The sequence below is a fragment of the Streptococcus sp. KHUD_013 genome, assembly GCF_052588545.1.
The window spans coordinates 67,655-92,748 of sequence record NZ_CP186264.1; the positions used below are offsets into that span (position 1 = coordinate 67,655).

Genomic DNA, 25,094 nt, shown 5'->3' on the forward strand with positions numbered 1-25,094 from the left:
ACCCCTAAAAGTGATGGTTTCCTATCAAAAAGTAAGGAAGATATTACATTTTCTCAGGTGCTTCAACACCCAATAGACGAAGCGCTTCTTTCAATACAACTGCTGTTGAGTAGCTAAGTGCAAGACGGCTATCGCGTTCTGGGCTTTCATCCAAGATACGTGTGTGAGCATAGTACTTGTTGAAGGCTTGAGCCAAGTTGATGGCATATTTAGCAATCAAGGATGGATCATAGTTTTCAGCAGCACGTTTCACGACACGAGCAAAGTCTTGGAGAAGTTTGATGATTTCCCAGCTTTCTGGGTCGCTCAAGCTGTAAGTTGCATCTGCAGATGGTGTGAAGTTGGCTTTGCGAAGGATGGATTGGATACGTGCGTATGCGTATTGAACGTATGGTCCAGTTTCTCCTTCGAAGGATACCATGGCTTCAAGGTCAAAGTCATACCCGTTGCGACGGTCTGTCTTCAAGTCGTAGAACTTAACGGCACCAACACCGACTGCATGTGCCACTTCTTCCTTGTTTTCCAATTCAGGGTTCTTTTCTTCGATCTGCGCTTTGGCACGAGAGATGGCTTCTTGAAGGGTTGGTTCGAGCAGGATGATATTTCCTTTACGAGTTGACAATTTTTGGCGGTTCTTTGTCACCAAACCAAAGTCAACGTGGATCATATCGTCGCTCCAGTCAAATCCCATTTTCTTCAAAACAGCTTTCAACTGACGGAAGTGGTTGGATTGTTCTTGACCGACAGCATAGATGTTTTTCACAAAGTTGTAAGTCCGTGCACGGTAGATAGCGGTTGCGATATCACGAGTGATATAAAGAGTGGCACCGTCTGATTTCTTAATCATAGCTGGTGGAAGGTTGACATCATCCAACTCAACGATGCTAGCTCCCTTAGACTCTTTCAATAAGCCTTTTTCTTCAAGGATTTGGACAGCTTCATCCATCTTGTCATTGTAGAAAGCTTCTCCGTTTAAGCTGTCAAATTCAACACCGAGGAGTTTGTAGATACGGTTGAATTCTACCAAGCTCTCGTCACGGAACCATTGCCACAATTCAGTTGCTTCTGGATCTCCATCTTCCAATTTCTTGAACCAGAGACGTCCTTCCTCATCCAAAGCAGGATCGTTTTCAATTTCGGCATTGATGCGGACATAGAGTTTCAACAATTCATCGATTGGATTGGCTTCGACAGCTTCCTTGCTACCCCATTTTTTATAAGCGACCATCAAGAGACCAAATTGTTTACCCCAGTCTCCCAAGTGGTTGATTTTAATGGTGTTGTAGCCCATTTTGCGGAAGATATTTGAAAGAGCATCTCCGATAACGGTTGAGCGCAAATGACCAACTGAGAAAGGTTTTGCAATATTTGGACTAGAAAGGTCGATGGTAATATTTCCTCCATGTCCTTCGTCTTGCTGACCGTAGTCTGCACCTGCTTCGATAACAGCTTTGATGACTTGATCAGAGATTTGTGATTTATCTAAGAAGAAGTTTACGTAAGGACCAGTTGCAACGACTTTTTCAAAGTGAGAGGCATCGATTTTTTCCGCAATATCAGCAGCAATCGCTTGAGGAGCTTTGCGTTCGATTTTAGCCAAAGAAAAGGCAGGAAAGGCGATATCTCCGAGGTCTGAAGATTTTGGTTGCTCTAGTAAATTTAAGATAGTTTCTTGGTCTAAGCCTTCAATGACTTTTGCCAATTCACTTGCAATAAGTTCTTTATGATTCATAGTAGCTCCTTTGGTCTTTTGTTACTATTCTATCACAAAATTCGGCCTTTCTTCAAACTTTTTGGTATAATCAAAGTATAATTATTCAAAAGTGGAGCAAAAATGAAAAAAGATGAACGTCAGCTTTTGATTCGAGAAATTATTCAAAATGAGAAGTTATCGACGCAAAAAGACATTCAAGACCGTCTAGATCAAAGAGGGGCGGGAGTGACCCAGACAACCTTATCTAGAGATCTACGAGAAATCGGTCTGATCAAGGTAAAAGAAAAGGGTGGCCTCTATTATAAATTAGCAGACGAACCGGATCGAACAGATATTTTTAGACTGATTGCTCAATATGCACAAGTGGTCTCTAGAGCGGAGTTCACACTGGTTGTTCGGACGGAGCTGGGAGAGGCGGCTATTTTAGCCAACGCAGTCGATGAGATTTTGGATGATCAAATCCTTGGCACCGTCGCAGGGGCCAATACCCTCTTAATTGTTTGCAAGGACCAAGAAGTAGCACAAACAGTCCAGCAGACCATTCTCCAACATTCTAGTCACTAGTCAAGGGCGAGGGACCAGTCCCGAAAGGGATCGGCCCTCCTTTTATGTCAGTTTAGAGTAGGAGTAAGCACTCAGAATGAATTCAATGATATAGAAAAGGAGCGATATGGCAGCAGAAAAAATATCACCTGGCATGCAGCAATACCTAGATATCAAAAAAGACTATCCGGATGCGTTTTTGCTCTTTCGGATGGGGGATTTTTACGAGCTCTTTTATGAAGATGCTGTCAATGCAGCACAGATTTTAGAGATTTCTTTGACCTCTCGGAATAAAAATGCAGAAAATCCGATTCCCATGGCTGGAGTTCCCTATCATTCGGCCCAGCAGTACATCGATGTCTTGATCGAAAAGGGCTATAAGGTGGCTATTGCAGAGCAGATGGAAGATCCCAAGCAAGCCGTCGGTGTGGTCAAGCGGGAAGTGGTCCAAGTCATTACTCCGGGGACCGTTGTCGATTCGACCAAGCCAGACAGCGCCAACAACTTCCTGGTAGCCTTGTCTCATGATGAGACGGACTATGGCCTTGCCTATATGGACCTAGTGACCGGGGAGTTTCAGGTCACCAGTCTGAATGATTTTGCCATGGTCTGTGGGGAGATCCGCAACCTACGGGCGCGGGAGATTGTCCTGACCTACTCCTTGTCAGAAATGGAAGAAAGAGTCCTTCTTGGCCAAATGAACCTCTTGCTCTCCCCTATCTCAGAAGTGGCGGAGGATGTCCAACTCTTAGGGGCTGACTTGACTCATTTGGAGAGAATAGCGGCAGGAGGCCTGCTCCAATATGTCCAGGAAACCCAGAAGCGGGAACTCCACCACATCAAACCTGCCCATCACTATGAAGTCCGTGATTTCTTGCAGATGGATTATGCGACCAAGGCGAGTTTGGACTTGACAGAGAATGCTCGGACAGGTAAAAAACACGGCAGTCTCTACTGGCTCCTAGATGAAAGCAAGACAGCCATGGGAGGCCGTCTCTTGCGGACTTGGATCCAGAAACCTTTGATGGACCGCCATCGGATTGAAGAACGCCAAGAGATTATCCAAGTCTTCTTGGATCATTTCTTTGAGCGAAGCGATCTGGCAGATCGTCTTAAGGGTGTCTATGACATCGAGCGCTTGGCCAGTCGGGTTTCCTTTGGTAAGACCACTCCCAAGGACCTCTTGCAGTTGGGTGAAACCCTGCGCCATGTTCCCTTGATCAAATCGCTTTTGGTCGAGATGGGTGAGCCAGTGCTAGACCTCCTCGTTGCCCAGTTAGATGAGCTGCCAGAGCTTTGCCGTCTCATCGAGGCAGCGATTGACCCGGATGCCCCGATCGTTCTGACAGAAGGCAATATCATCCGTACCGGCTTTGACCCAACTCTGGACCAGTACCGTGTCGTCCTCCGGGAAGGGACCGGCTGGATTGCAGAGATTGAAGCTAAAGAACGGGAGGCCAGTGGCATCACCGGACTTAAAATTGACTACAATAAAAAAGATGGCTACTATTTCCATGTGACCAATTCCCAATTATCCCGTGTGCCAGCTCATTTCTTCCGCAAGGCGACCTTGAAAAATTCTGAGCGCTTTGGGACAGAGGAACTGGCTCGGATTGAGGGGGAGATGCTAGAAGCTCGGGAACAGTCGACTAGCCTAGAGTATGCGATTTTCCTACGGATCAGAGAGGAAGTCGGCAAGTACATTCAGCGCCTGCAGTCCCTAGCCCAAGCCCTAGCAACGGTGGACGTCTTGCAAGGGTTGGCCTGTGTGGCTGAAAGGCAACAACTGACTCGGCCAGTTTTCCAAGAGGCGCGTGATATCCGGATTGAGAAGGGTCGTCATCCAGTTGTTGAGAAGGTGATGGGAGCTCAAAGCTACATCCCCAACAGCATTTCCATGGATGAGACTTGTGATATCCAGTTGATTACGGGGCCTAATATGAGCGGGAAGTCCACCTATATGCGCCAGTTGGCCATCATTGTCATTATGGCTCAGATTGGTTCCTTTGTACCGGCTCAAGCGGCGACCCTTCCTCTCTTTGATGCCATTTATACCCGGATTGGGGCTGCAGATGACTTGGTGTCCGGCCAGTCGACCTTTATGGTTGAGATGATGGAGGCCAACAATGCCATTCGCCAAGCGACTCCGGCTTCTCTCATCTTGTTTGATGAGTTGGGTCGGGGAACGGCGACCTATGATGGGATGGCCTTGGCTCAAGCCATCATCGAATACATCCATGACCGGACAGGGGCCAAGACGCTCTTTGCCACCCACTACCATGAGTTGACCGATCTGGAGCAGACCCTATCTCGCTTGCGCAATGTCCACGTCGCCACCTTGGAGAAGGATGGCCAAGTGACCTTCTTACACCGGATTGAAGAGGGACCAGCGGATAAATCCTATGGGATCCATGTGGCCAAGATTGCCGGGCTGCCAAGCGATCTCTTGAAGCGGGCAGATACTATCTTGAGTCAACTAGAAGGCCAAAGCCACGAAGTGCCGATGGCGACTCCAACACAGCAATCCTCTCCAGAGCTTGGAGAACAGTTATCTCTGTTTGCAGCAGATGCCACTCATCCAGTACTAGAAGAATTAAAAACTCTCGATATCTACAACATGACCCCGATGGAAGTCATGATGGCAGTTGCCGAGATGAAAAAGAGAATTTAAAAAACAGTTCATTCGAACTGTTTCAGATTGAAGACAAAGTGATTTTAAAAACTTTCCTTAGGTGAGTACGGACGTCAGCGAGCTTCGTAGAAGTTCCATGACTAATCATTGAGCCTAAGGTCTCAATGATTCCGAGTGCCTGAAACACAGTTGTTTCAGGCACTTTTCTCACAGCGGAAAGTTTTTCATCTTCTTGAATGACTAAAAAATAAAAGTCATTTTTTTGAATTCCTCAGGCTTTTCCTTGTAACTGACGGTTGATCTCGTCTACTTTCTTTTTGTTGAGGTAGTAAGAGACAGCCCAGATGATGAGATAGACAAGGCTAAACTCTATAATGACGGAGATGTAGAAGCTGATTTGGATTGGGAACCAGCCACCCAAGGTTGCCAAAGGTAGAAAACCAAAGAGCATCAAGAGGTAGTGGCTGACGGTTGCACGAAGCAGGCTCCAATCCTTGTTGAACAGGGTATTTCCGACGCTAAAGAGAATGCCAATCGCAGCCCAAATGAGGGTACAATAGAGCATGACCAGAGATCCATGAACTTGGTGGGCTTGCATCCACTGGCCGACAGCTGAGCTAGGGCTGAGGGGCATATAAGTGGAAGGGGAGTTCCGGAAAGAAAAGAAGATAGAGAGGATGAGACCGATCAAGATCCCTTTCAGAGCATTGGTAAAATGGTTTTTCATCATGATAGTTTCTCCTTGATAGCTTTTAGATAACGACGAGATGAGTAAGTCATCTGTCCGTTTTTGAGATAGATTTGAACCGATCCGCTGCTGGTAAAATGCAGGTGATCGATTTCTTTGGTATTGATAATTTCAGATTGGGAAATCTTTAAAAAGTAGATGGGTAAGTCTTGAGAGAGTTGGTAGAGGGGGCCGGTGAGGATGAAGTGGTCATCCTTTGTTTCCCCAACGACTTGACGGTTTTCAATATAGAACCGATGAAACAAGTGGGTCTCTACAAGATAGGTTTCGCCCTCCTTCTTCGCTCGCAAGCGTTCCTTATGGTCCAATTCCTCGATGAATTGTTGGACTTTCTGGATGCGTTCGCTAGGTTTTGGCCCTGTGATGGCTACGCCTTCTTCTTGAAAATGGGGGTCAATGGTAACTGTTACTTTCATACATATCCCTTCTAACATATTGACGTCAGGTAAGCGATCCGCTAGCAGGACTTCTTGCTTACAAGTCTATTAAACACTTTTTCAGGCATCAAGACAAGGCTTTTCGCATATTCGGTCAGTTTGTCTGTTTATCTGGTAAAAGACGGTATCTTTAATGGAGCTGGAGCACAAGGTTTTATAAAGGGAGGGCTTCCTTGTAGATATGGTATAATAGTTCTACCTATGCGCGTATAAAACATAAGAGGGGAAGCTATGTCACAGATTATCGAATTACCAGAAATTCTAGCCAATCAAATCGCTGCCGGTGAGGTCATCGAGCGCCCTGCTAGTGTGGTCAAGGAACTGGTTGAAAACTCCATCGATGCGGGAGCTAGTCAGATTGTCGTAGAGATCGAAGAAGCTGGCTTAAAGAGCATTCAAATCACGGATAATGGACAGGGGATTGCCCATGAGGAAGTGGAATTAGCCCTTCGTCGCCATGCCACTAGTAAGATCAAGAGTCAAGCCGACCTCTTTCGCATTCGGACACTAGGCTTCCGTGGCGAGGCCTTGCCGTCTATTGCCTCTGTCAGTGTCATGACCATCCTGACAGCTCAGGAAGGAGCTAGTCATGGGACCAAGCTAGAGGCTAAAGGGGGCGAAATCACTTCTCTTGAGCCGGCGACTAGCCCTGTGGGGACTAAAATCACAGTTGAGGACCTCTTTTTCAATACACCAGCCCGCCTCAAATATATGAAGAGCCAACAGGCAGAGTTGTCCCATATCGTCGACATTCTCAACCGCCTGAGTCTGGCCCATCCAGAGATTGCCTTCACCTTAATCAATGACGGGCATGAAATGACACGGACGGCAGGGACGGGAAATCTCCGCCAAGCCATCGCAGGAGTCTACGGCCTCGCTACAGCCAAGAAAATGGTTGCCATCGAGACAGGTGATTTGGACTTCGAAGTGTCCGGCTTCGTCTCTTTGCCAGAACTGACCCGGGCCAATCGCAACTATATTAGCCTCTTTATCAACGGCCGTTACATCAAGAATTTCTTGCTTAACCGGGCTATCTTGGACGGCTACGGCAGTAAACTCATGGTCGGACGCTTCCCGATAGCAGTGATCAATATTCAAATTGACCCCTATCTAGCTGATGTCAATGTCCACCCGACCAAGCAAGAGGTACGTATTTCTAAAGAACGAGAACTGATGGGCTTGATCTCCCAAGCGATTGTTTCCGCTTTGAAAGAGCAAGATCTGATTCCAGATGCTTTGGAAAATCTGGCCAAATCGACGCTTCGTCGAACAGAAAAGCCAGTTCAGACCAGTCTCCCCCTAAAAGAAAATAGCCTCTATTACGACCGAGACAAGGGAGATTTCTTTGTCCGTCCAGAGGTTGGGGAATCCCGGCCAAGTGGTGAAATAAGCCCAGAGCAAACGGTTCTCTTTGCCTCAGAAGAGGGAAATCAGGAGGCTAAATCACCAGCCATCAAATTCGCGGAGCGAAAGGCGCCTCAGTATGATCAACTGGACCACCCAGAGTTGGATCTAGCTAGTCTAGACAAGGCTTATGACAAGTTGGAAGGAGAAGAACATTCGACCTTCCCAGAGTTGGAATATTTCGGTCAGATGCATGGAACCTATCTCTTTGCCCAAGGAAATGGGGGCCTCTACATCATTGACCAGCACGCGGCCCAAGAGCGGGTCAAATACGAAGAATACCGGGAGAGCATCGGGGACGTAGACGGCAGTCAGCAACAACTGCTGGTGCCTTATATCTTTGAGTTTCCTGCAGACGATCTGATCCGCCTGCAACAGCGCAAACACCTCCTAGAGGAAGTGGGAGTCTACTTAGAAGAATACGGAGCCAACCAGTTGATCTTGCGGGAGCATCCGATCTGGATGAAGGAAGAGGAGATCGAGTCGGGTATCTACGAAATGTGTGACATGCTCCTCTTGACCAAGGAAGTGTCCATCAAGAAGTACCGAGCAGAGTTGGCTATCATGATGTCTTGCAAACGCTCCATTAAGGCCAATCACACCCTGGATGATTACTCCGCGCGCGACCTCATCTACCAACTGTCCCAATGTGACAACCCTTATAACTGCCCTCATGGTCGTCCGGTCTTGGTCAACTTCACCAAGTCCGACATGGAAAAGATGTTCCGTCGCATTCAAGAAAATCACACCAGTCTGCGGGAATTGGGCAAATATTAAACAAAGAATAAAGGAATCTTATGTACGAATACATTAAAGGAATCTTAACGAAAATCACCGCCAAATACATCGTGGTGGAGACAGCTGGGATCGGCTATCTCTTGCATGTGGCCAATCCCTATGCCTACTCTGGCAAAATGAACCAAGAGGTGCAAGTCTATCTCCATCAAGTAGTCCGTGAAGACGCTCACCTTCTCTATGGCTTTGCGACCGAAGAAGAGAAAAAGCTTTTTTTGAACTTGATCTCGGTCTCTGGAATTGGCCCAGTCTCAGCTCTAGCCATCATCGCTGCGGATGACAATGCAGGCCTTGTCCAAGCCATCGAAAGTAAGAACATCACCTACTTGACCAAGTTTCCGAAGATTGGTAAGAAAACAGCCCAACAGATGGTCTTGGATCTAGAAGGTAAGATTAATCTTGATCTAGAAGATACACCGGCTCAGACTAAAGTTAAAGCATCCGAGGAAAATCAAGCTCTTGAAGAAGCTATGGAAGCCATGTTGGCTTTGGGCTACAAGGTGACGGAACTCAAGAAAATCAAGAAATTCTTTGAAGGTACGACCGATACAGCAGAGAACTATATCAAATCAGCTCTTAAGATGTTGGTGAAATAGGAGAAGTCTATGCCAAAACGCTGTGACTGGGTTAAAATGAATAACCCACTATATGTAGCCTACCATGATGAGGAGTGGGGCCAGCCCCTCCATGACGACCACGCCCTTTTTGAGTTGCTTTGCTTAGAGACCTATCAAGCTGGTCTGTCTTGGGAGACGGTGCTCAATAAACGTCAAGCTTTCCGTGAGGCTTTTCATGGCTATCACCTTCAAGGTGTCGCAGAGATGTCGGATGAGGAGCTGGAAGCTTTGTTAGACAATCCAGCTATCATTCGAAATCGAGCCAAGATCTTTGCGACACGGGCTAACGCCCAGGCCTTTTTACAAGTCCAAGCAGAATTCGGCTCTTTTGATGCCTATCTATGGTCTTTTGTTGATTGGAAAACCATCGTGAATGATGTTCCGGATTACCGGCAGGCTCCTGCGAAGACAGCTCTTTCCGAGCAGTTGGCTAAAGATCTCAAAAAGCGTGGTTTCAAGTTTACAGGTCCCGTTGCAGTTTTGTCATTTCTACAAGCTGCAGGTTTGGTTGATGATCATGAGAATGATTGTGAATGGAAAAGTGGAAATAAGTGACGTTAGATGACTAGAACATCAGAGAATATAGAAAAAGCTGAGAGTCTTATCTCAGCTTTCTTTGTTATAGTCAAAGTGGATGACTTGCTTCTTTGCATCTACATGGGCGTGGACTCCGAAGGGGACAATTGTTCTTGGAGTTGCGTGTCCGACATTCAGATTATAGACAATCGGGATATTGCTATCAATGGTGTCCATTAAAGCCTCCTTATAGTCGTCATAGAAGGTTTCATCCATAGGTTTTCCGATCAAGAGTCCACTAATGACTTCAAATATCCCAGTTTCTTTTAAAGCCTGCAACATTTTTTTGAAATCATCAGGTTCAGGCTTTTCTTGACTTGTTTCTAGCAATAGAATCTTTCCTTCCCAGTCGGATAAGTCAGGGAAAAGTTTGTATTTTTGGCAGAGGTCTGTGCTATCTGCGTGTAGAGAGTTGTCAAAAATATCATAGAGAGACTCAAGACAACCACCGAGGATTTCTCCCTCAAACTGAGCATTGCCTTGTAACAAGTCAAAACCTGTATTTGCATGTCTGACACGAGGTGTTCCCAAGGCTTTGGGACTAAAATCAGTCCGTTCCTCATACCAAACGTCACTAGGTCGAATTTCTGAGATTCTTCCCGTCTCAATCAATTCTTTGAAGTAGAGGAGGCTATATGGCAACATTTCTTTGTCTAACTCACAAATGTCTGCTAGAAATGATTGGCCGTAAAAAGTCTTGATTCCTAGTTTATGCAACATGAGATGGTTCATGGTCGTATCCGAGAAACCGAGAAAAATCTTTGGTTTGATAACCTTTTGTAGTTGGTCATTTTCAAAAAGATAAGGTAGCAAGCGATAGGTATCGTTTCCACCAATGGCGCATAGGATCATGTCGATGCTATCATCAGAAAAGGCCTGAATCAAATCCTCTGCACGAGCTTCAGGATGTTCTTTGATAAAATCTAAGCCTTTTAGCGAATGAGGTAAAAAGATAGGGTTGAGTCCGAGGTCCTTGAGACGTTGAATACCCAAGTCCACTTCGTGCTTGACAAAGTCTTCACCCATAGTCCCACTAGATAAACTTATAATACCAATAGTAGAAGTCATATATTATCCTCCTAAAAATAAATTGATGCTATTGTATCATAAAAAATGATAGAAAAATATAAGGAATAGCGTTAGAGATACGATTTTATGTCAATAAAGCAACAGAAAAATAACCGCTCGATGTGCTTACTTCAGAATATAGGCAAGCCCTTTTAGAAGTTGGTTACCACGTAGTTAAATCTCTTAGGAATGTTGATGTAACGGATTTTATAAGAGTTTTTTACTTTATAATACTCTAAAAGAAAAAGATTGAAGAAAGTTACCTAAAATGAACTTTTTCTTCAACCTGTTTTTAAAATAATTTAGGAAATTGTGTTACAATGAAGAAAAATTACGAATAGTATAAGTGGAGGCATTATGAAAGCAGAGATCATTGCAGTGGGAACCGAAATTCTCACTGGACAAATTGTCAATACCAATGCGCAATTCTTATCAGAAAAGTTGGCCGGTCTAGGGATCGACGTTTATTTCCAAACTGCAGTTGGAGATAATGCAGATCGTCTCTTGTCTGTTCTTGCGATTGCGCGTGATCGAAGTGATCTCGTTATCCTCACAGGAGGTCTCGGACCGACCGAAGACGATCTGACCAAGCAAACCCTGGCCCAATTCTTGGATAGAGACTTGACCTTTGATCCCGAAGCAATGGCCAAGTTGGATCGCTTCTTTGCCAGTCGGCCAGACCATGTCCGAACTCCCAATAATCTGAGACAAGCTCAAATAGTAACGGGATCTACGCCCCTCCAAAACCTAACCGGTTTGGCAGTGGGAGGGATGATCGAAGTAGAGGGCGTTAGCTATGTGGTCTTGCCTGGCCCTCCGAGTGAATTGAAACCTATGGTTACGGATGAGTTGGTGCCTCTTCTAGCGACAGGAGAGAAGCTCTATTCACGTGTCTTGCGCTTCTTTGGGATTGGGGAAAGCCAGCTGGTAACCGTCTTGGCAGATGTGATCGATAGCCAAACAGACCCGACCCTGGCCCCTTATGCCAAGACCGGAGAAGTCACCTTGCGCTTGTCAACCAAGGCTTCGTCACAAGAACAGGCAGATCAGAAATTGGATCATCTAGAGCAAGTGATTCTCCGTCATGAGACCTTGGATGCCCAATCCTTGAGCCAGCTCTTCTATGGCTATGGAGATGACAATTCCCTAGCTGAGGTGGCTTTTAAACTCTTGCGCGAGCGGGGCTTGACCCTGACTGCAGCGGAGAGCTTGACGGCCGGGATGTTCCAGTCGACTCTGGCTAATTTCTCAGGAGCCTCAGCGGTCTTACCGGGAGGTTTCGTTACCTACAGCATAGAGGAAAAGAGCAAAATGCTCCAAATTCCCCTAACTGAGTTGCAAGCACATGGAGTGGTCTCTGCCCATACAGCTGAGCGGATGGCGGCACAAGCCCGTCTCTTAACAGGGGCTGACTATGGAGTCAGTCTGACAGGTGTTGCTGGTCCAGACAGTCTGGAAGGGCATCCAGCAGGGACTGTCTTTATTGGAATTGCGGGCCCTAAAGGAGTCCAATCGATCAAGGTCAATATCGCTGGCCGGAGTCGTATGGATGTTCGTAAAGTCGCAGTCCTCCATGCTTTTAATCTGGTACGCAAGACTGTATTATTAGATGAAAATTTGCTATAATAAAAAGAAGGTGTAAAACACTACGCTTTGAATATAGGAGAAAAGAATGGCGAAAAAACAGAAAAAATTAGATGATATCTCAAAGAAATTTGGAGATGAGCGTGAAAAAGCCCTCAATGATGCCCTGAAGTTGATCGAAAAAGACTTTGGTAAGGGTTCCATCATGCGTCTGGGCGAACGCGCAGAACAAAAAGTACAAGTCATGAGCTCTGGTTCCTTGGCTCTTGATATTGCCTTGGGTGCTGGTGGTTATCCAAAGGGTCGGATCATCGAAATCTATGGTCCAGAATCATCAGGTAAAACAACCGTTGCCCTTCATGCAGTAGCGCAAGCACAAAAAGAAGGAGGCATTGCTGCCTTTATCGATGCCGAGCATGCCTTGGACCCATCTTATGCAGCAGCTCTCGGGGTCAATATTGATGAGCTCCTCTTGTCTCAACCAGACTCAGGGGAACAAGGACTTGAAATCGCGGGTAAATTGATCGACTCAGGTGCCGTTGATTTGGTCGTGATCGACTCTGTTGCTGCTTTAGTACCACGCGCAGAAATCGATGGAGATATCGGTGATAGCCACGTTGGTTTGCAAGCACGGATGATGAGCCAAGCCATGCGCAAACTCGGAGCTTCGATCAATAAGACCAAGACCATTGCCATCTTTATCAACCAATTGCGTGAAAAAGTTGGGGTCATGTTTGGGAACCCTGAAACAACTCCTGGTGGTCGTGCCCTTAAATTCTACGCTTCTGTTCGTCTAGACGTCCGTGGAAATACCCAGATCAAGGGAACGGGTGATCAAAAAGATACCAACGTTGGTAAAGAAACCAAGATCAAGGTTGTGAAAAACAAGGTAGCTCCACCGTTCAAGGAAGCTATGGTTGAAATCATGTACGGAGAAGGAATTTCACGTACAGGCGAATTGCTGAAAATTGCAACAGATCTTGATTTGATCCAAAAAGCTGGTGCTTGGTATTCTTATAACGGTGAGAAGATTGGCCAAGGTTCTGAAAATGCTAAGAAATACTTGGCAGACCATCCAGAAATTTTTGATGAGATTGATCACCAAGTGCGCGTACGCTTTGGTTTGATCGATGATGACACTGCTGTAGTTGCACAAGATGAAGTAGCTGAAAGCTCACTTGTTGAAGAAGTAACACTAGATCTTGATGATGCAATTGAGATTGAAGAGTAATTTTTTTCAAAATAGGTCGAAAGACTGATGGTTTTTATGGTATAATATACTACAATGTTATTATCGTGTGGCGAAAGGAGTGCATACATGATTAAAATTTACACAGTTTCAAGTTGCACGAGTTGTAAAAAAGCCAAAACTTGGCTAAATGCTCATCAGTTGATCTATAAAGAACAAAACCTAGGTAAAGAAGGGATTACAAAAGAAGAATTACTCGATATTTTGACCAAAACAGAAAATGGAATTGCAAGTATCGTCTCTTCAAAAAACCGATACGCTAAGAATCTAGGAGTCGATATTGAAGACCTCAGCATGAATGAAGTTATCGATATCATCTTAGAAACACCACGAATCTTGAAAAGCCCTATCCTAGTGGATAACAAGCGACTTCAAGTTGGTTATAAGGAAGACGATATTCGGGCCTTTTTACCACGTTCTGTACGAAATGTTGAAAATGCGGAGGCTCGCTTAAGAGCAGCCCTATAAGAAACAAGTAGCCAATCGTTTAGCTACTGAGAAGAGTCGAGATAGTAAAATCTCGACTTTTTCTTTTGTGTCTCGATAAAGAATCCACAAAAAATGCTTGTAAAAATGTTTTTGCGGGGGATTCTATGGTACAATACTTCTGTGGGGAAAATCCCTTTATAGAAGCTTATTAAAGGAGAAAACATGAAAAAGAAGCTTATTTGTCTAGGAGTCTTGCTCCTGGCGTTGACAGCTTGTGGACAGAAGAAACAAGGGAAAACCGACTCTTCCAGTGTTCAAAAATCCAACAGTGCTAAAATCGAATCGTTCAATAAAGAAAATCGAAATTTGTTAGAGAAGGCAGAAGAGCAACAAGTCTTTACCAAACACTTTGTTCTTCCAACAGATGAGAAAGGTATTCGCCAAGAGCAGACCATCACTTATCAAGGGGAACAATTACAAAAATTGGTCATGACCAATACCACTCCTGCTAGTGATGAATTGAAAAAAGCCATTCAAGAGGTCGGCCTCGAAGAAGCCCAACGATTGATGGTGGAGTCGATGGACAAGGATGAACAACTCCAACAGGCGCGGACTCTTCCAGGCTTTACCATTGAACTGACCGTACCAAATGAAAATGAATACCAAACGGTCATTACTTATGATTTCACCCAGTTGGATACTAAAAAAGCGGTTGAGTTAGAGTACTTCAAATCAGCTAATATTGCAGATTTGTTGAAGTTGTCACCAACGGAATATATGAATAATCTACTCCGTAATGGAGCAAAAGAAGAATAAGGAGAAAACATGAAAAAATTTCTATTACTAGTCGTTGCTGGATTGCTTGTCTTGGTAGGTTGTGGGAATTCTCAATCAAAAGGGGGCAACTCCCTATCGAAAGATAGCGTCATCACTCGGACCTTTAAGATTGACAGAGATGTTGATGAAGTTGACGTGGTAGGTAAACAGGAAATCACAGTAACCGTATCCTACCAAGGAAAGAAATACAAGAAAGTTTCCATCAAACTAGCAACTCATGTGTCGGATGAATTCAAAGCTGAAATCAAGAAGTTGATCGATGCAGAGGATGATAAAGAAGGTGCCAAAGAAGCCTTGATCGAAGGTTACGAAGGAGAAGGTGGCATTGATGAATTGAGAGACTACGATGGAATCACCGTGACATCAGATTGGACAGGTGAAGCAATGGTCTCTGAGATTGAGATTGACCCTGATAAAGTAGACTTCGATGACATTAAAAACAGCGAAGACTTGGGAGAAATTTGCAAAATGATCAAGACCTATTCTCCAACGCTCTTCATCAAAAACATGGAAAAAAATGGCTTTAAAGAAGTAAAATAATGTCATTGAAAAATGCAGAAGATTGCTTTCAAAAATAAGTGATAAAAAGTCCAAGAAAGCCCGTAAAATCAATATTTTTCGTTTGAAAAGGTATGGAAATTATGGTATAATAGTACTAATATAAAGAAAGAGGGTGGTATTGTGGGATTTACAGACGAAACAGTACGTTTTAATCTTGACGATTCAAACCGTAAAGAAATTAGTGATACATTAAAGGATGTCTACTTATCTTTGGATGAGAAGGGCTACAATCCAATCAATCAAATCGTTGGTTATGTACTCAGTGGTGATCCTGCTTATGTACCTCGTTATAACAACGCTCGCAACCAAATTCGTAAGTACGAACGAGATGAAATTGTTGAAGAATTGGTTCGTTACTACTTGAAAGGGCAAGGGATCGATCTCTAATGAGAATTATGGGACTAGACGTTGGCTCGAAGACAGTCGGAGTAGCCATCAGTGATCCATTAGGTTTTACTGCTCAAGGTCTGGAGATTATTCAGATTGATGAGGAGAAAGGAGAGTTTGGTTTTGACCGTCTCTCTGAACTGGTGAAGGAATACCGGGTTGATCGGTTTGTGGTTGGTTTACCGAAAAACATGAACAACACAAGCGGTCCTCGAGTGGAAGCGAGTCAAGCTTATGGAAAGCGCCTTGAAGAGTTATTCAACTTGCCGGTTGAGTATCAAGATGAGCGTTTGACGACCGTTGCCGCAGAGCGGATGCTGATTGAGCAAGCGGATATTAGCCGAAATAAGCGAAAAAAAGTAATTGATAAATTGGCTGCCCAGTTGATTTTGCAAAATTATTTAGATCGAAAATTTTAGAAAAAAGAGGAAATAAGATGGCACACAATCATGATCATGATCACAACCATGACGAACGCGAATTGATTACATTGGTAGATGAGCAAGGAAACGAAACCTTGTTTGAAATCCTTTTGACCATTGATGGAAAAGAAGAGTTTGGTAAAAACTATGTTCTTTTGATTCCTGCAAATGCAGAAGAAGATGAAAATGGTGAAGTAGAAATCCAAGCATACTCATTTACTGAAAACGAAGACGGAACAGAAGGCGACCTTCAACCAATCCCAGAAGATTCAGATGATGAATGGAATATGATTGAAGAAGTCTTCAACAGCTTTATGGAGGAGTAAAAATGTTCAGTGAACATTTTTACCCTTGCGTTGGAAATGCAGACCGCAAGTAAATCCAGTGGATGTTTTTACCCCAACTCCTAGAAATTAGAAGAGTTGGAACGTCTGGGGGACGTTTTTACCCTTGCGCTAGAAACAAAAAACGCAAGCAAGTCTGGGAGACTGTATCACCCCTGCGCAAGAAATACAAACCGCAGGAACATCCAGTGGATGTTTTTAGCCTTGCGCTAGAAACACTAGAAGCGGAATAGCGATCAAAGAAATAGCGGAGCGTGAGCCAGTAATATGGCTTGATCGCTCTTTTCTTTTAGGAGAAAGAAATGAATCAAATTGAAGAATGGATGAATAGTCGAATTGGACTCAATTTTCGTTCAGGCTTGGGGCGCATGCAACAGGCTGTAAAGCTCTTAGGGAACCCTCATGAAGCCGTTCCGATGATCCATGTGACAGGGACAAACGGGAAGGGATCAACCATTGCTTTTATGCGCCAACTATTCCAGCAGCATGGTCTGAAAGTCGGGACCTTTACTTCTCCGCATATCGTTAGTATGCATGATCGGATTTGTATCAATGGGCAACCGATTTCGGATCAGGATCTGATTCGCTTGGGTCAGAGAATCCAAGCGATGGAGTCTCAGCTTCTCGAGACTCACGACCAACTCTCCTACTTTGAGATTGTCACCCTCTTGGCCTTTTTGTATTTTCATGAGCAAGAAGTAGACTTGGCCTTGATTGAGGTTGGGATCGGAGGGCTTCTCGATACGACCAATGTCATCACAGGAGAAGTAGCAGTGATTACCTCAGTAGGTCTGGATCATCAGGAGACCTTGGGAGGAAGCCTAGAGGCCATTGCTAGGCAAAAAGCTGGAATCTTTAAAGCCGGGAAGCCGGCTGTTATCGGTCCACTGGCTAAAGAGGCTGAGCAAGTCTGCATAGAAAAGGTCCAGGCAATAGGCTGTCCACTAGCTCGCTATGGAGAAGATTTCCAACTGGTGAAAGGCGTCTTCCGAGATTGGCAACATCGGTTTGACTCACTGAAAATTGGGCTCAATGGAGCTTATCAGGAAGAGAATGCTGCGGTGGCTCTTGAAGCCTTTCTCCTCTTCATGGAGCAGAGAGGTCTGGCGGTCGATGAAAACGGTGTTCGGGAGGCTTTGCAAGCGACTAGCTGGCCGGGACGTCTGGAGAATTTTGACCAGGGCGTCTATCTAGATGGCGCTCATAACCCCCATGCCATCCATCGCTTGGTCGAATATGCCCGTACCTTTTCAGATAAGCGCGTGAAGATCCTCTTTGGTGCTTTAAAACGCAAGGATTACCAGGGAATGTTGGAGATCTTTGCAAGCGATTTGCCGGAGGCGGACTTGACGGTGACGACCTTTGCTTATGGGGAAGTGGTCCAAGAAGTGGATGGCTTAGGCTATCCTTATGTGGCGGATTTCAGAGATTATTTGCAAGATTTTTATAGCCGACAAGATGGTCAAGAGGTGCTCTTTGTCACTGGCTCTCTCTACTTTATTTCCGAAGTTCGCGCATATCTATTAGAGCAGGGAAAGAATCCTTTATAGGTAGCAACTCTCATCGGCCAGTCATAAAGATTGACCAAAAACAGGCTCTAACGTATACTAAAGGTGAGCCACAAATGAACGGGGAAGTCCGTTGAAAAGTTGGCGCGAAAGGAGACCATCCATGGCAAAGAAAGTAACTGCTTTATTGGCAACAGCTACAGTCCTCCTACTTGGAGCGTGTTCGAACCAGCAAACACCATCGCAAACGAACACGTCATCAAGTGCGACGACCACAACGGCAACTTCTTCTCAACAGACAACGACTAGTCCGCAGGTTAACCAAACAGGTCTGGGCGGAACCTATATGGGAATGGATGAAAGCGATCAAGTGACGCTCGTCATCGCTGGTGATTCAGGGACTTGGACGGCTGTAGAGGCAGATGGAGAGCAAGAGCTGAAACAGGTCAAGCTAGATGCTGCCAACCAGATCCTCTTTATCGGAGATGATGGCTACCGCTATCAACTGGAGGGGAAACAATTGACCCTGAAAGAAGCGGATCAAGACTTGGGTGATCAGGATACGATTGTTCTGACCAAGAAATAAACTAGCAGAAATGAGAGTGGGACAGAAATCCTAGCCTCTCAATTGTCTTTGGATTGTCGAGCAAGACGCAGTGGTTGAGTGGGCTCTACTACGCTGATTTTATCAGCTTTTACAGCCCTACTCAACTGTGCGGAGGTGGGACGACGAAATCGAATTCTAACGAATTACCGATTTCTGTCCCACTCTCTTTTTTCATTTTATCGGGTTTGCGCTCCCTTCTTAGAACTGGTATACTAGTAGGGATTAGAAAAGAAGGAGAATGAGGGTGAGTTTTCGAAAGATTCGATTGTTAATGTCCAAATATGGGTTCAGTATCCTCTTTATGGGGTTTGAACTCTGGCTGTCCTTTGCGGCCTTCTTTTGGCTAAATGAATGGTTCCCAAATTGGATGTCTGTCACCATCATGGTTCTCTTGTATATCTCGACCATTTTGGCGATCGTCAACCGAAATATGCCTCCAGAGAGCAAGGTGACCTGGCTCCTGATTGCCGTCATCCCTGTCTTTGGTTCCCTTCTTTACCTCATGTTTGGGGAGCGGCGCCTGTCCAAAAAAGAAATGGTCCAGTTGGAAAATATGGAGTCCATGAATTTCCGTGAGGACAACAGCCGTGAGCTTCGCCTGCAATTGAAAGAAGAGAGTAAGAGCGTCTATGGGATGGTCAAGTCTATTCTGTCCATGGACCACAACGCAGACCTCTACAACGGGACGGCTTCGACCTTTTTCCCACTAGGGGACCAGATGCTCCCACAACTATTAGAGGATTTGCGCTCAGCCAAGAAATTTATCTTTCTTGAATTCTATATCATCGAGGAAGGTTTCATGTGGAACAGCATCCTAGAGATCCTACTTGAGAAAGTCAAAGAAGGGGTCGAAGTGAAGCTGCTCTACGATGATATTGGCTGTATGGCGACCCTGAAGGGAAACTACACCAGACGCTTGCGCAAATTAGGCATTGATGCCCATAAGTTTAACAAGGTGGTGCCACGATTGACGGCGGCTTATAACAATCGAGACCACCGCAAGATCTTGGTCATTGATGGCCAGATTGGCTATACAGGTGGCGTTAACCTAGCGGATGAGTATATCAACCAGAGAGAACGCTTCGGTCATTGGAAGGATAGTGCAGTGCGCTTGGACGGCCGAGCCGTCAAGGCCTTGACGCGACTCTTTCTCATGAACTGGTACATCAACCAGGGAGAGATTGAAGATTTCGATAAATACCATATGGAAAACCAAGCGGTAGATGGAGAAGGCTTCTATATCCCCTTTGGGAGTGGACCGAAACCCATCTACAAGTCCCAGGTTGGTAAGTCTGTGTATCAGAATATCATCAATCAGGCAACGGACTATGTCTATATTACGACCCCTTATTTAATCATTGATTATGATTTGACAGAAGATATTCGAAATGCGGCACTCCGAGGCGTTGACGTACGCATCGTGACCCCCTCCATTCCGGATAAAAAGTTGATCCAAATCGTTACACGAGGGGCTTATCCAGACCTGATGGAAGCAGGGGTAAAAATCTATGAGTACACTCCAGGCTTTATCCATAGCAAGCAAGTATTGGCCGATGATGAAGTCGCAGTAGTCGGGACCATCAATTTTGACTATCGGAGTCTAGTCCATCACTATGAGAATGCTGTCTGGATGTATCGAAGCCCAGAATTGACCAAGATCCGAACTGATTTTGAAGAGATTTTCTCCGTGTCTCAGCAGATCAAATTGGACACTTTCCGAATCACCTGGTACCAGTATTTGATCAAAGTGATTATGCAGTTATTTGCGCCCATGCTATAGGTGCTTAGACCCCTCCATAATAGAAGGGGTCTTTTTTATTACGAAGGAGAGACAAAATATTACAATTTCCTTATATAGGCTTGTCTAAGAATGTTCAAGGGGGCTATTTTTGGTATAATGAACATAATCTATAAAAAATAAGGAGAACTTATGAAAAAGCTCGTAAAATATGGTGTCTTACCAGCCTGCTTGTTGTTGGCAGCTTGTTCGTCAAAACCAGCTACTGAGAAAAAACCAGCCAAAGAGGACAAGGTAGAACAATCTAGCGAATCAAAAGAAGAAAAAACAAAAAAACAAATTGAGAAAGATGGAGATATCATTCTTCGTGCCATCTTCACTGACCATTCTTCTGGTTTCACAACTTTGATGGGAACATCGGTTGATAAGTGGAAAAAACAAATTACTGAAAAATTTGTTGATGAAAATGCATCAAAATATCTACCTGCAGAAGACTTCACACTTGAACTCTCAACTGAAACATTCACGCCAGAAAAAATCTTAGAATTGTTTGACCAAGCTCGTTTCAAAGTGCTAGCAACTATTGGTGATGACTATGAAATCACTAAGGTTTAAGACGAAGGAGATACTGCGACAGTTACCTTCAAATCTCGTGCCATTGCAACACGTGACTTGGCTAACTTGATCAACCGTGCAAAATCTAGTCTTTTTGAAAACGGAATTGAAGATGTTAAAAAATTAGAAGACAACACAGATCCAGATCTAGAAAAACGCTTGTCTCTATTGAACAACTTCTTGTTCTATTATGCCTTTGACCGCTTGAATGAAGACTTTGGTTACATCGAACCACGCGAGTACACTTTGGAATTGACGAAAACCAAAGAAGGACGTTACATCCTTAGTGATGAAAGCTTCCTTGAATTGCGTAAGGAAATCTTTGTAAACGAATACTCTGCTGATGGAGCTGAAACTCGTAAAGGAAGTAATACCTCAAAGAGTGATTCTTCAACTAGCAAGGATTCAGACACAGGTTCAACCTCAAAAGATAAAGTATAAACCCATAAAAAAGGTGAGTTTCCTCACCTTTTTTATTTACTCATTTCTTTGTCCCATATTGCTGTACAGAGAGCTCAGAATAGTATAAAATTAATAGTGGAGAATTGGGCATAGATTCCGATTTTTAGGATGATTTTATGTTATAATATTTAAGAAAATAGTATGGGGGATGAAATGAATCGAAGTAGAAAAAACAAACGTTCAACCAGAACGAGCAGTTGGGATCAGCTACGTATTGTCAATAGTGGTCTCTGGGTCTTAACGCTACTTGTGGCTGGACTCTTTCTTTATAATATCTTTAGCTACAATATCCTAGCTTTCCGTTATTTGAATATCCTTGTGACGGCCTTGCTAGTTGGCGGACTTTTTTTAACCTTGGGTTTGATCCTTGCAGGCAAGGCTAAAAAGACGACGCTATTTTTATTGGTTCTGGGCTTGCTAGGGACCTCCGTGGGGACCTATGTTACCCAGCAATTGGTCGATGTCGCTGGAAATGTGAACCGAAATGCCAACTATACGGAATTTGAAATGGCTGTCTATGTCAAAGCGGATAGTCCAATCCAAGATATCAAAGAAATTAGTAGTGTAGCGGCACCTACGGGGAATAACAATGCAGACGATCTTCAAGCCTTGGTAGAGGAAGTGAAGAAAACGCGCCAGCATGACTTGACGATTGAAGATGTGGAATCTTATGTGGCAGCTTACCAGGCCCTACAAGAAGACAAGACAAAAGCCATTGCCTTGAATAGTACCTTTGAAGATACCATTGCAAGTGTGGATGCTGACTATGCGAAAAAATTGAAGAAAATTTACTCTTACAAGATTCGCCGTCAAGTTGAAACCAAAGCCAAGGCAGATGCGAATGCGGACACCTTTAACATCTATGTCAGTGGGATTGATACTTACGGTCCAGTCACTTCGGTTTCTCGATCTGATGTCAATATTATTATGACGGTCAACCGAAAGACCAAGCAAGTCTTGTTGACCACCACTCCGCGTGATGCCTATGTACCGATCGCCGATGGCGGAAACAACCAAGGGGATAAATTGACCCACGCTGGGATTTATGGAGTAGATGCATCTATTCATACCCTAGAAAATCTGTATGGCATCAAGATTGACTACTATGTCCGTTTGAACTTCACCTCCTTCTTGAAGCTTGTCGACTTAGTCGGAGGGATTGATGTAGAAAATGATCAAGAATTTACAAGTCTACACGGGAACTACCACTTCCCTGTAGGAAAAGTCCACTTGGATTCGGAACAGGCCCTTGGCTTTGTCCGTGAACGTTACTCTCTCGAAGGTGGAGACAACGATCGTGGGAAGAACCAAGAAAAAGTGATCGCAGCCATTATCCATAAATTAACATCGACCAAAGCATTGAGCAATTACAATGAAATCATTTCTGGTTTACAAGATTCCTTGCAAACCAATATGCCCTTGCCAACGATTATGAATTTGGTGAATACCCAGTTGGAGACTGGCGGAAGTTACAAGGTGACTTCACAAGCTGTCACTGGACAAGGACGAAATGATTTGCCTTCATATGCTATGCCAGGATCCACCCTCTACATGATGGAGCTGAACGCTGATAGTGTGGCACAAGCCAAAGAAAAGATAAACCAAATCATGGAAGGAAAAAACAATGATTGATATTCATTCACACATTGTCTTTGATGTGGATGATGGACCAAAGACGATTGAGGATAGCAAGCTCCTCATCGAGGAAAGCTACCGTCAGGGGGTTCGTACCATCGTTTCGACATCTCATCGTCGAAAAGGGATGTTTGAAACCCCAGAAGAAAAGATCTATCAAAACTACTTGGCAGTAAAAGAGATGGTGGAGACCTATCTGCCAGAAATGACCTTGCATTTCGGAGCAGAAATCTACTATACGCGAGACATCCTAGAAAAGCTAGAAGCTGGGACCATTCCAACGCTTGCTGAGACTAGCTTTGCCTTGATTGAATTTAGTATGGCGACGCCTTACAAGGAGATTCACCAAGCCTTAAGTGCGGTCTTGCGTTTAGGAGTGACTCCGGTGGTTGCCCATATTGAACGCTACCACTGTTTAGAAAAGAATGAAAAACGGGTGCGGGAATTGATCCGAATGGGATGCTATACCCAGATCAATAGTTCTAGTGTCCTCAAACCTAAACTGTTTGGTGATCGCTACAAGTTCATGAAACATCGTGCCCAATATTTCTTGGACAAGGACTTGGTTCATTTTGTTGCAAGCGATATGCACAATGTCGAACAGCGCCCTCCATACATGGACAAGGCTTATCAGTTGATTGAAAAACGCTACGGCAGTGACCGTGCGCGTGCCCTTTTTGTTGAAAATCAGCAAACATTATTGGATGACGAATTGTTTTAACAATCAAGTTCCATCACGGAGATTGAAAAGGAGAAAGTGAATATGAAAAACCAAGAGAGCAAAGAGATCGAATTGGATGTGGTCTCCCTCTTTAAAACCTTATGGCGTCGTAAATTCTCAATTATCATTACGGCCTTGCTGTTTGCGATTGGAGCCCTAGGGTACAGCGCTTTTGTAGCGAAAAAGATCTATCAAAGTACCAGCCGTATCTACGTGGTCAGCCGTCAGAACCAAGAAAACAATGCCTTGACTAACCAAGATCTTCAAGCGGGATCCTATTTGGTTAAAGACTATCGCGAGATTATCCTTTCTCAAAATGTCTTGAACCAGGCCATTGAAGAGTTGAAGTTGGAAATGACTCCAGCAGAGCTTGCTAAGAAAGTCTCAGTGGCAGTTCCGACAGATACTCGGATTTTGTCCATCACTGCATCAGACCCAGATCCACAAGAAGCAGCTCGCATCGCGAATGGCTTGAAAGATGTAGCGGCAGAAAAAATTATTGCTGTGACCAAGGTGTCTGACGTGACAACATTGGATGAGGCAGTTGTCCCGCAAAATCCTTCTTCGCCAAATATCAAACGGAATGTTGTCATTGGCTTTGTCCTTGGTGGTGTCTTGATTTCCATTCTGGTGATCTTGTCAGAGGTATTGGATGACCGTGTGAAGAAACCAGAAGATATCGAAGAAGTGATGGGCATCACACTATTAGGTGTGATCCCTAATGTGAAGAAACTGTAAGAGGGAGAATTCATGGCAACCTTAGAAATTGTAAAAAGCAAATTAACAGCGATGACTCAGGCTGAAGAGTATTTTAATGCCTTGAGTACCAATATTCAGTTGAGTGGGACCAATATTAAGGTCGTTGCCATCTCATCTGTACAACCAAACGAAGGAAAATCAACCATCTCTACGAATTTGGCGACAGCCTTTGCGCGTGCGGGCTATCGCACCTTATTGGTCGATGCGGACATTCGTAATTCGGTCATGACAGGTGTCTTTAAAAGCCAAGGTCGTGTCTCTGGCTTGACAGAAGTGCTTTCTGGTAAGAGTGAAATTTCCCAAGCGATTGCAACAACTGATTATCCAAAATTGGACGTTCTCTTGTCGGGGCAAATTTCTCCTAACCCTATAGGCCTCTTACAAAGTAAAAATTTCGAAGTGATTATTGAGGCACTTCGCAATCATTATGACTACATTATTGTCGATACACCTCCGATTGGGATGGTCATTGATGCGGCGATTATCGCTCAACGCTGTGATGGAAGCTTAGTCGTGACGGCATCAGGAGCTGTGAGTCGCAAGTCTGTGCAAAAAGCTAAAGAGCAACTGGAACAGACAGGAACACCATTCCTAGGAGTCGTCCTCAATAAATTTGATGTTCAATTAGAAAAATATGGTTCCTACGGTAATTACGGGAACTATGGCAATTATGGGAAAAAAAGATAAGGAATAGGATAGAGA

General features: G+C 44.4%; 26 protein-coding genes. 22 read left to right on the forward strand and 4 right to left on the reverse strand.

What is annotated here, in order from left to right; all coding sequences use genetic code 11:
* Positions 1 to 43: 43 nt before the first annotated feature.
* Positions 44 to 1,732: an arginine--tRNA ligase gene (gene argS / locus ACOXXR_RS00310; protein ID WP_445278505.1), complete on the reverse strand. Its 1,689-nt coding sequence runs from the start codon at positions 1,730 to 1,732 to the stop codon at positions 44 to 46.
* A gap of 102 nt (positions 1,733 to 1,834) precedes the next feature.
* On the opposite strand from argS, the gene argR reads away from it, so the two are divergent.
* Together argR and mutS are read left to right on the forward strand one after the other, a co-directional pair.
* On the forward strand, positions 1,835 to 2,278 hold the full coding sequence (gene argR / locus ACOXXR_RS00315; RefSeq protein WP_006595388.1) for an arginine repressor: 444 nt from the start codon (positions 1,835 to 1,837) through the stop codon (positions 2,276 to 2,278).
* A 106-nt stretch (positions 2,279 to 2,384) separates the two neighbouring features.
* A complete protein-coding gene (gene mutS / locus ACOXXR_RS00320) occupies positions 2,385 to 4,928 on the forward strand; it encodes a DNA mismatch repair protein MutS (RefSeq protein WP_445278506.1) in 2,544 nt (847 codons plus the stop codon).
* Positions 4,929 to 5,160: 232 nt separating this feature from the next.
* On the opposite strand, the gene ACOXXR_RS00325 is transcribed toward mutS, so the two are convergent.
* Positions 5,161 to 5,619, reverse strand: a complete 459-nt coding sequence (locus tag ACOXXR_RS00325; protein WP_445278507.1) for a DUF3021 domain-containing protein — start codon at positions 5,617 to 5,619, stop codon at positions 5,161 to 5,163.
* Positions 5,616 to 6,053, reverse strand: a complete 438-nt coding sequence (locus tag ACOXXR_RS00330; protein ID WP_445278508.1) for a LytTR family DNA-binding domain-containing protein — start codon at positions 6,051 to 6,053, stop codon at positions 5,616 to 5,618. The genes ACOXXR_RS00325 and ACOXXR_RS00330 overlap by 4 nt, the downstream gene beginning before the upstream one ends.
* A gap of 252 nt (positions 6,054 to 6,305) precedes the next feature.
* Between ACOXXR_RS00330 and mutL the strand changes: the two genes are divergently transcribed.
* The 3 genes from mutL to ACOXXR_RS00345 are packed head-to-tail and all read left to right on the forward strand — an operon-like array spanning position 6,306 to position 9,445.
* A complete protein-coding gene (gene mutL / locus ACOXXR_RS00335; protein WP_445278509.1) occupies positions 6,306 to 8,255 on the forward strand; it encodes a DNA mismatch repair endonuclease MutL in 1,950 nt (649 codons plus the stop codon).
* Between the two features lie 20 nt (positions 8,256 to 8,275).
* The gene (ruvA, locus tag ACOXXR_RS00340; protein WP_120701478.1) at positions 8,276 to 8,869 is read left to right on the forward strand and encodes a Holliday junction branch migration protein RuvA; all 594 of its coding nucleotides are present in this window, start codon (positions 8,276 to 8,278) and stop codon (positions 8,867 to 8,869) included.
* 9 nt (positions 8,870 to 8,878) lie between these two features.
* On the forward strand, positions 8,879 to 9,445 hold the full coding sequence (locus ACOXXR_RS00345) for a DNA-3-methyladenine glycosylase I (protein WP_120701479.1): 567 nt from the start codon (positions 8,879 to 8,881) through the stop codon (positions 9,443 to 9,445).
* Positions 9,446 to 9,496: 51 nt separating this feature from the next.
* Here the strand turns inward: ACOXXR_RS00345 and ACOXXR_RS00350 are convergent, their stop codons facing one another.
* The gene (locus ACOXXR_RS00350) at positions 9,497 to 10,534 is read right to left on the reverse strand and encodes a S66 family peptidase (RefSeq protein WP_120701480.1); all 1,038 of its coding nucleotides are present in this window, start codon (positions 10,532 to 10,534) and stop codon (positions 9,497 to 9,499) included.
* A 357-nt stretch (positions 10,535 to 10,891) separates the two neighbouring features.
* Here ACOXXR_RS00350 and ACOXXR_RS00355 point away from each other — a divergent pair, with 357 nt between their 5' ends.
* The 17 genes from ACOXXR_RS00355 to ACOXXR_RS00435 all read left to right on the forward strand — a co-directional run bounded on the left by ACOXXR_RS00355 (position 10,892) and on the right by ACOXXR_RS00435 (position 25,079).
* Positions 10,892 to 12,160, forward strand: coding sequence for a competence/damage-inducible protein A (locus tag ACOXXR_RS00355; protein ID WP_120701481.1), 1,269 nt, complete (start codon positions 10,892 to 10,894; stop codon positions 12,158 to 12,160).
* A gap of 46 nt (positions 12,161 to 12,206) precedes the next feature.
* Positions 12,207 to 13,349, forward strand: a complete 1,143-nt coding sequence (gene recA, locus ACOXXR_RS00360; protein WP_117744824.1) for a recombinase RecA — start codon at positions 12,207 to 12,209, stop codon at positions 13,347 to 13,349.
* A gap of 87 nt (positions 13,350 to 13,436) precedes the next feature.
* Complete coding sequence (spx, locus tag ACOXXR_RS00365; protein WP_006595399.1) at positions 13,437 to 13,835, forward strand: transcriptional regulator Spx; 399 nt, start codon at positions 13,437 to 13,439, stop codon at positions 13,833 to 13,835.
* A 183-nt stretch (positions 13,836 to 14,018) separates the two neighbouring features.
* On the forward strand, positions 14,019 to 14,612 hold the full coding sequence (locus ACOXXR_RS00370) for an SP0191 family lipoprotein (RefSeq protein WP_445278510.1): 594 nt from the start codon (positions 14,019 to 14,021) through the stop codon (positions 14,610 to 14,612).
* Between the two features lie 9 nt (positions 14,613 to 14,621).
* A complete protein-coding gene (locus ACOXXR_RS00375) occupies positions 14,622 to 15,173 on the forward strand; it encodes an SP0191 family lipoprotein (protein ID WP_023024703.1) in 552 nt (183 codons plus the stop codon).
* Positions 15,174 to 15,314: 141 nt separating this feature from the next.
* Entirely contained in the window at positions 15,315 to 15,581 is a 267-nt protein-coding gene (locus tag ACOXXR_RS00380; RefSeq protein ID WP_006597020.1) for an IreB family regulatory phosphoprotein, read from the forward strand.
* Complete coding sequence (gene ruvX, locus ACOXXR_RS00385; RefSeq protein ID WP_023027379.1) at positions 15,581 to 16,000, forward strand: Holliday junction resolvase RuvX; 420 nt, start codon at positions 15,581 to 15,583, stop codon at positions 15,998 to 16,000. Before ACOXXR_RS00380 ends, ruvX begins: the two co-directional genes overlap by 1 nt.
* A 17-nt stretch (positions 16,001 to 16,017) precedes the next feature.
* Positions 16,018 to 16,329 carry a DUF1292 domain-containing protein gene (locus ACOXXR_RS00390; protein ID WP_006595405.1) on the forward strand — a complete coding sequence of 104 codons (312 nt, stop codon included), beginning with the start codon at positions 16,018 to 16,020 and terminating at the stop codon, positions 16,327 to 16,329.
* A gap of 320 nt (positions 16,330 to 16,649) precedes the next feature.
* Positions 16,650 to 17,897 (forward strand): bifunctional folylpolyglutamate synthase/dihydrofolate synthase, encoded by a 1,248-nt coding sequence (locus tag ACOXXR_RS00395; protein WP_023024699.1) that lies wholly within the window; start codon positions 16,650 to 16,652, stop codon positions 17,895 to 17,897.
* Between the two features lie 121 nt (positions 17,898 to 18,018).
* Positions 18,019 to 18,441, forward strand: a complete 423-nt coding sequence (locus ACOXXR_RS00400; protein ID WP_023024698.1) for an SP_0198 family lipoprotein — start codon at positions 18,019 to 18,021, stop codon at positions 18,439 to 18,441.
* Positions 18,442 to 18,706: 265 nt separating this feature from the next.
* Positions 18,707 to 20,242: a cardiolipin synthase gene (gene cls / locus ACOXXR_RS00405; protein WP_042507487.1), complete on the forward strand. Its 1,536-nt coding sequence runs from the start codon at positions 18,707 to 18,709 to the stop codon at positions 20,240 to 20,242.
* 150 nt (positions 20,243 to 20,392) lie between these two features.
* A complete protein-coding gene (locus ACOXXR_RS00410; protein WP_445278511.1) occupies positions 20,393 to 20,815 on the forward strand; it encodes a hypothetical protein in 423 nt (140 codons plus the stop codon).
* 57 nt (positions 20,816 to 20,872) lie between these two features.
* Positions 20,873 to 21,256, forward strand: a complete 384-nt coding sequence (locus ACOXXR_RS00415) for a hypothetical protein (RefSeq protein ID WP_445278512.1) — start codon at positions 20,873 to 20,875, stop codon at positions 21,254 to 21,256.
* A gap of 174 nt (positions 21,257 to 21,430) precedes the next feature.
* Positions 21,431 to 22,909, forward strand: coding sequence for an LCP family glycopolymer transferase CpsA (gene cpsA, locus ACOXXR_RS00420; RefSeq protein ID WP_042361442.1), 1,479 nt, complete (start codon positions 21,431 to 21,433; stop codon positions 22,907 to 22,909).
* Positions 22,902 to 23,633, forward strand: a complete 732-nt coding sequence (cps4B, locus tag ACOXXR_RS00425; RefSeq protein ID WP_445278513.1) for a capsular polysaccharide biosynthesis protein Cps4B — start codon at positions 22,902 to 22,904, stop codon at positions 23,631 to 23,633. Before cpsA ends, cps4B begins: the two co-directional genes overlap by 8 nt.
* Before the next feature lie 42 nt (positions 23,634 to 23,675).
* A complete protein-coding gene (locus tag ACOXXR_RS00430) occupies positions 23,676 to 24,371 on the forward strand; it encodes a Wzz/FepE/Etk N-terminal domain-containing protein (RefSeq protein ID WP_023024692.1) in 696 nt (231 codons plus the stop codon).
* A 12-nt stretch (positions 24,372 to 24,383) separates the two neighbouring features.
* Positions 24,384 to 25,079 (forward strand): tyrosine-protein kinase, encoded by a 696-nt coding sequence (locus ACOXXR_RS00435; protein WP_445278514.1) that lies wholly within the window; start codon positions 24,384 to 24,386, stop codon positions 25,077 to 25,079.
* The last annotated feature ends 15 nt before the right edge of the window (positions 25,080 to 25,094 follow it).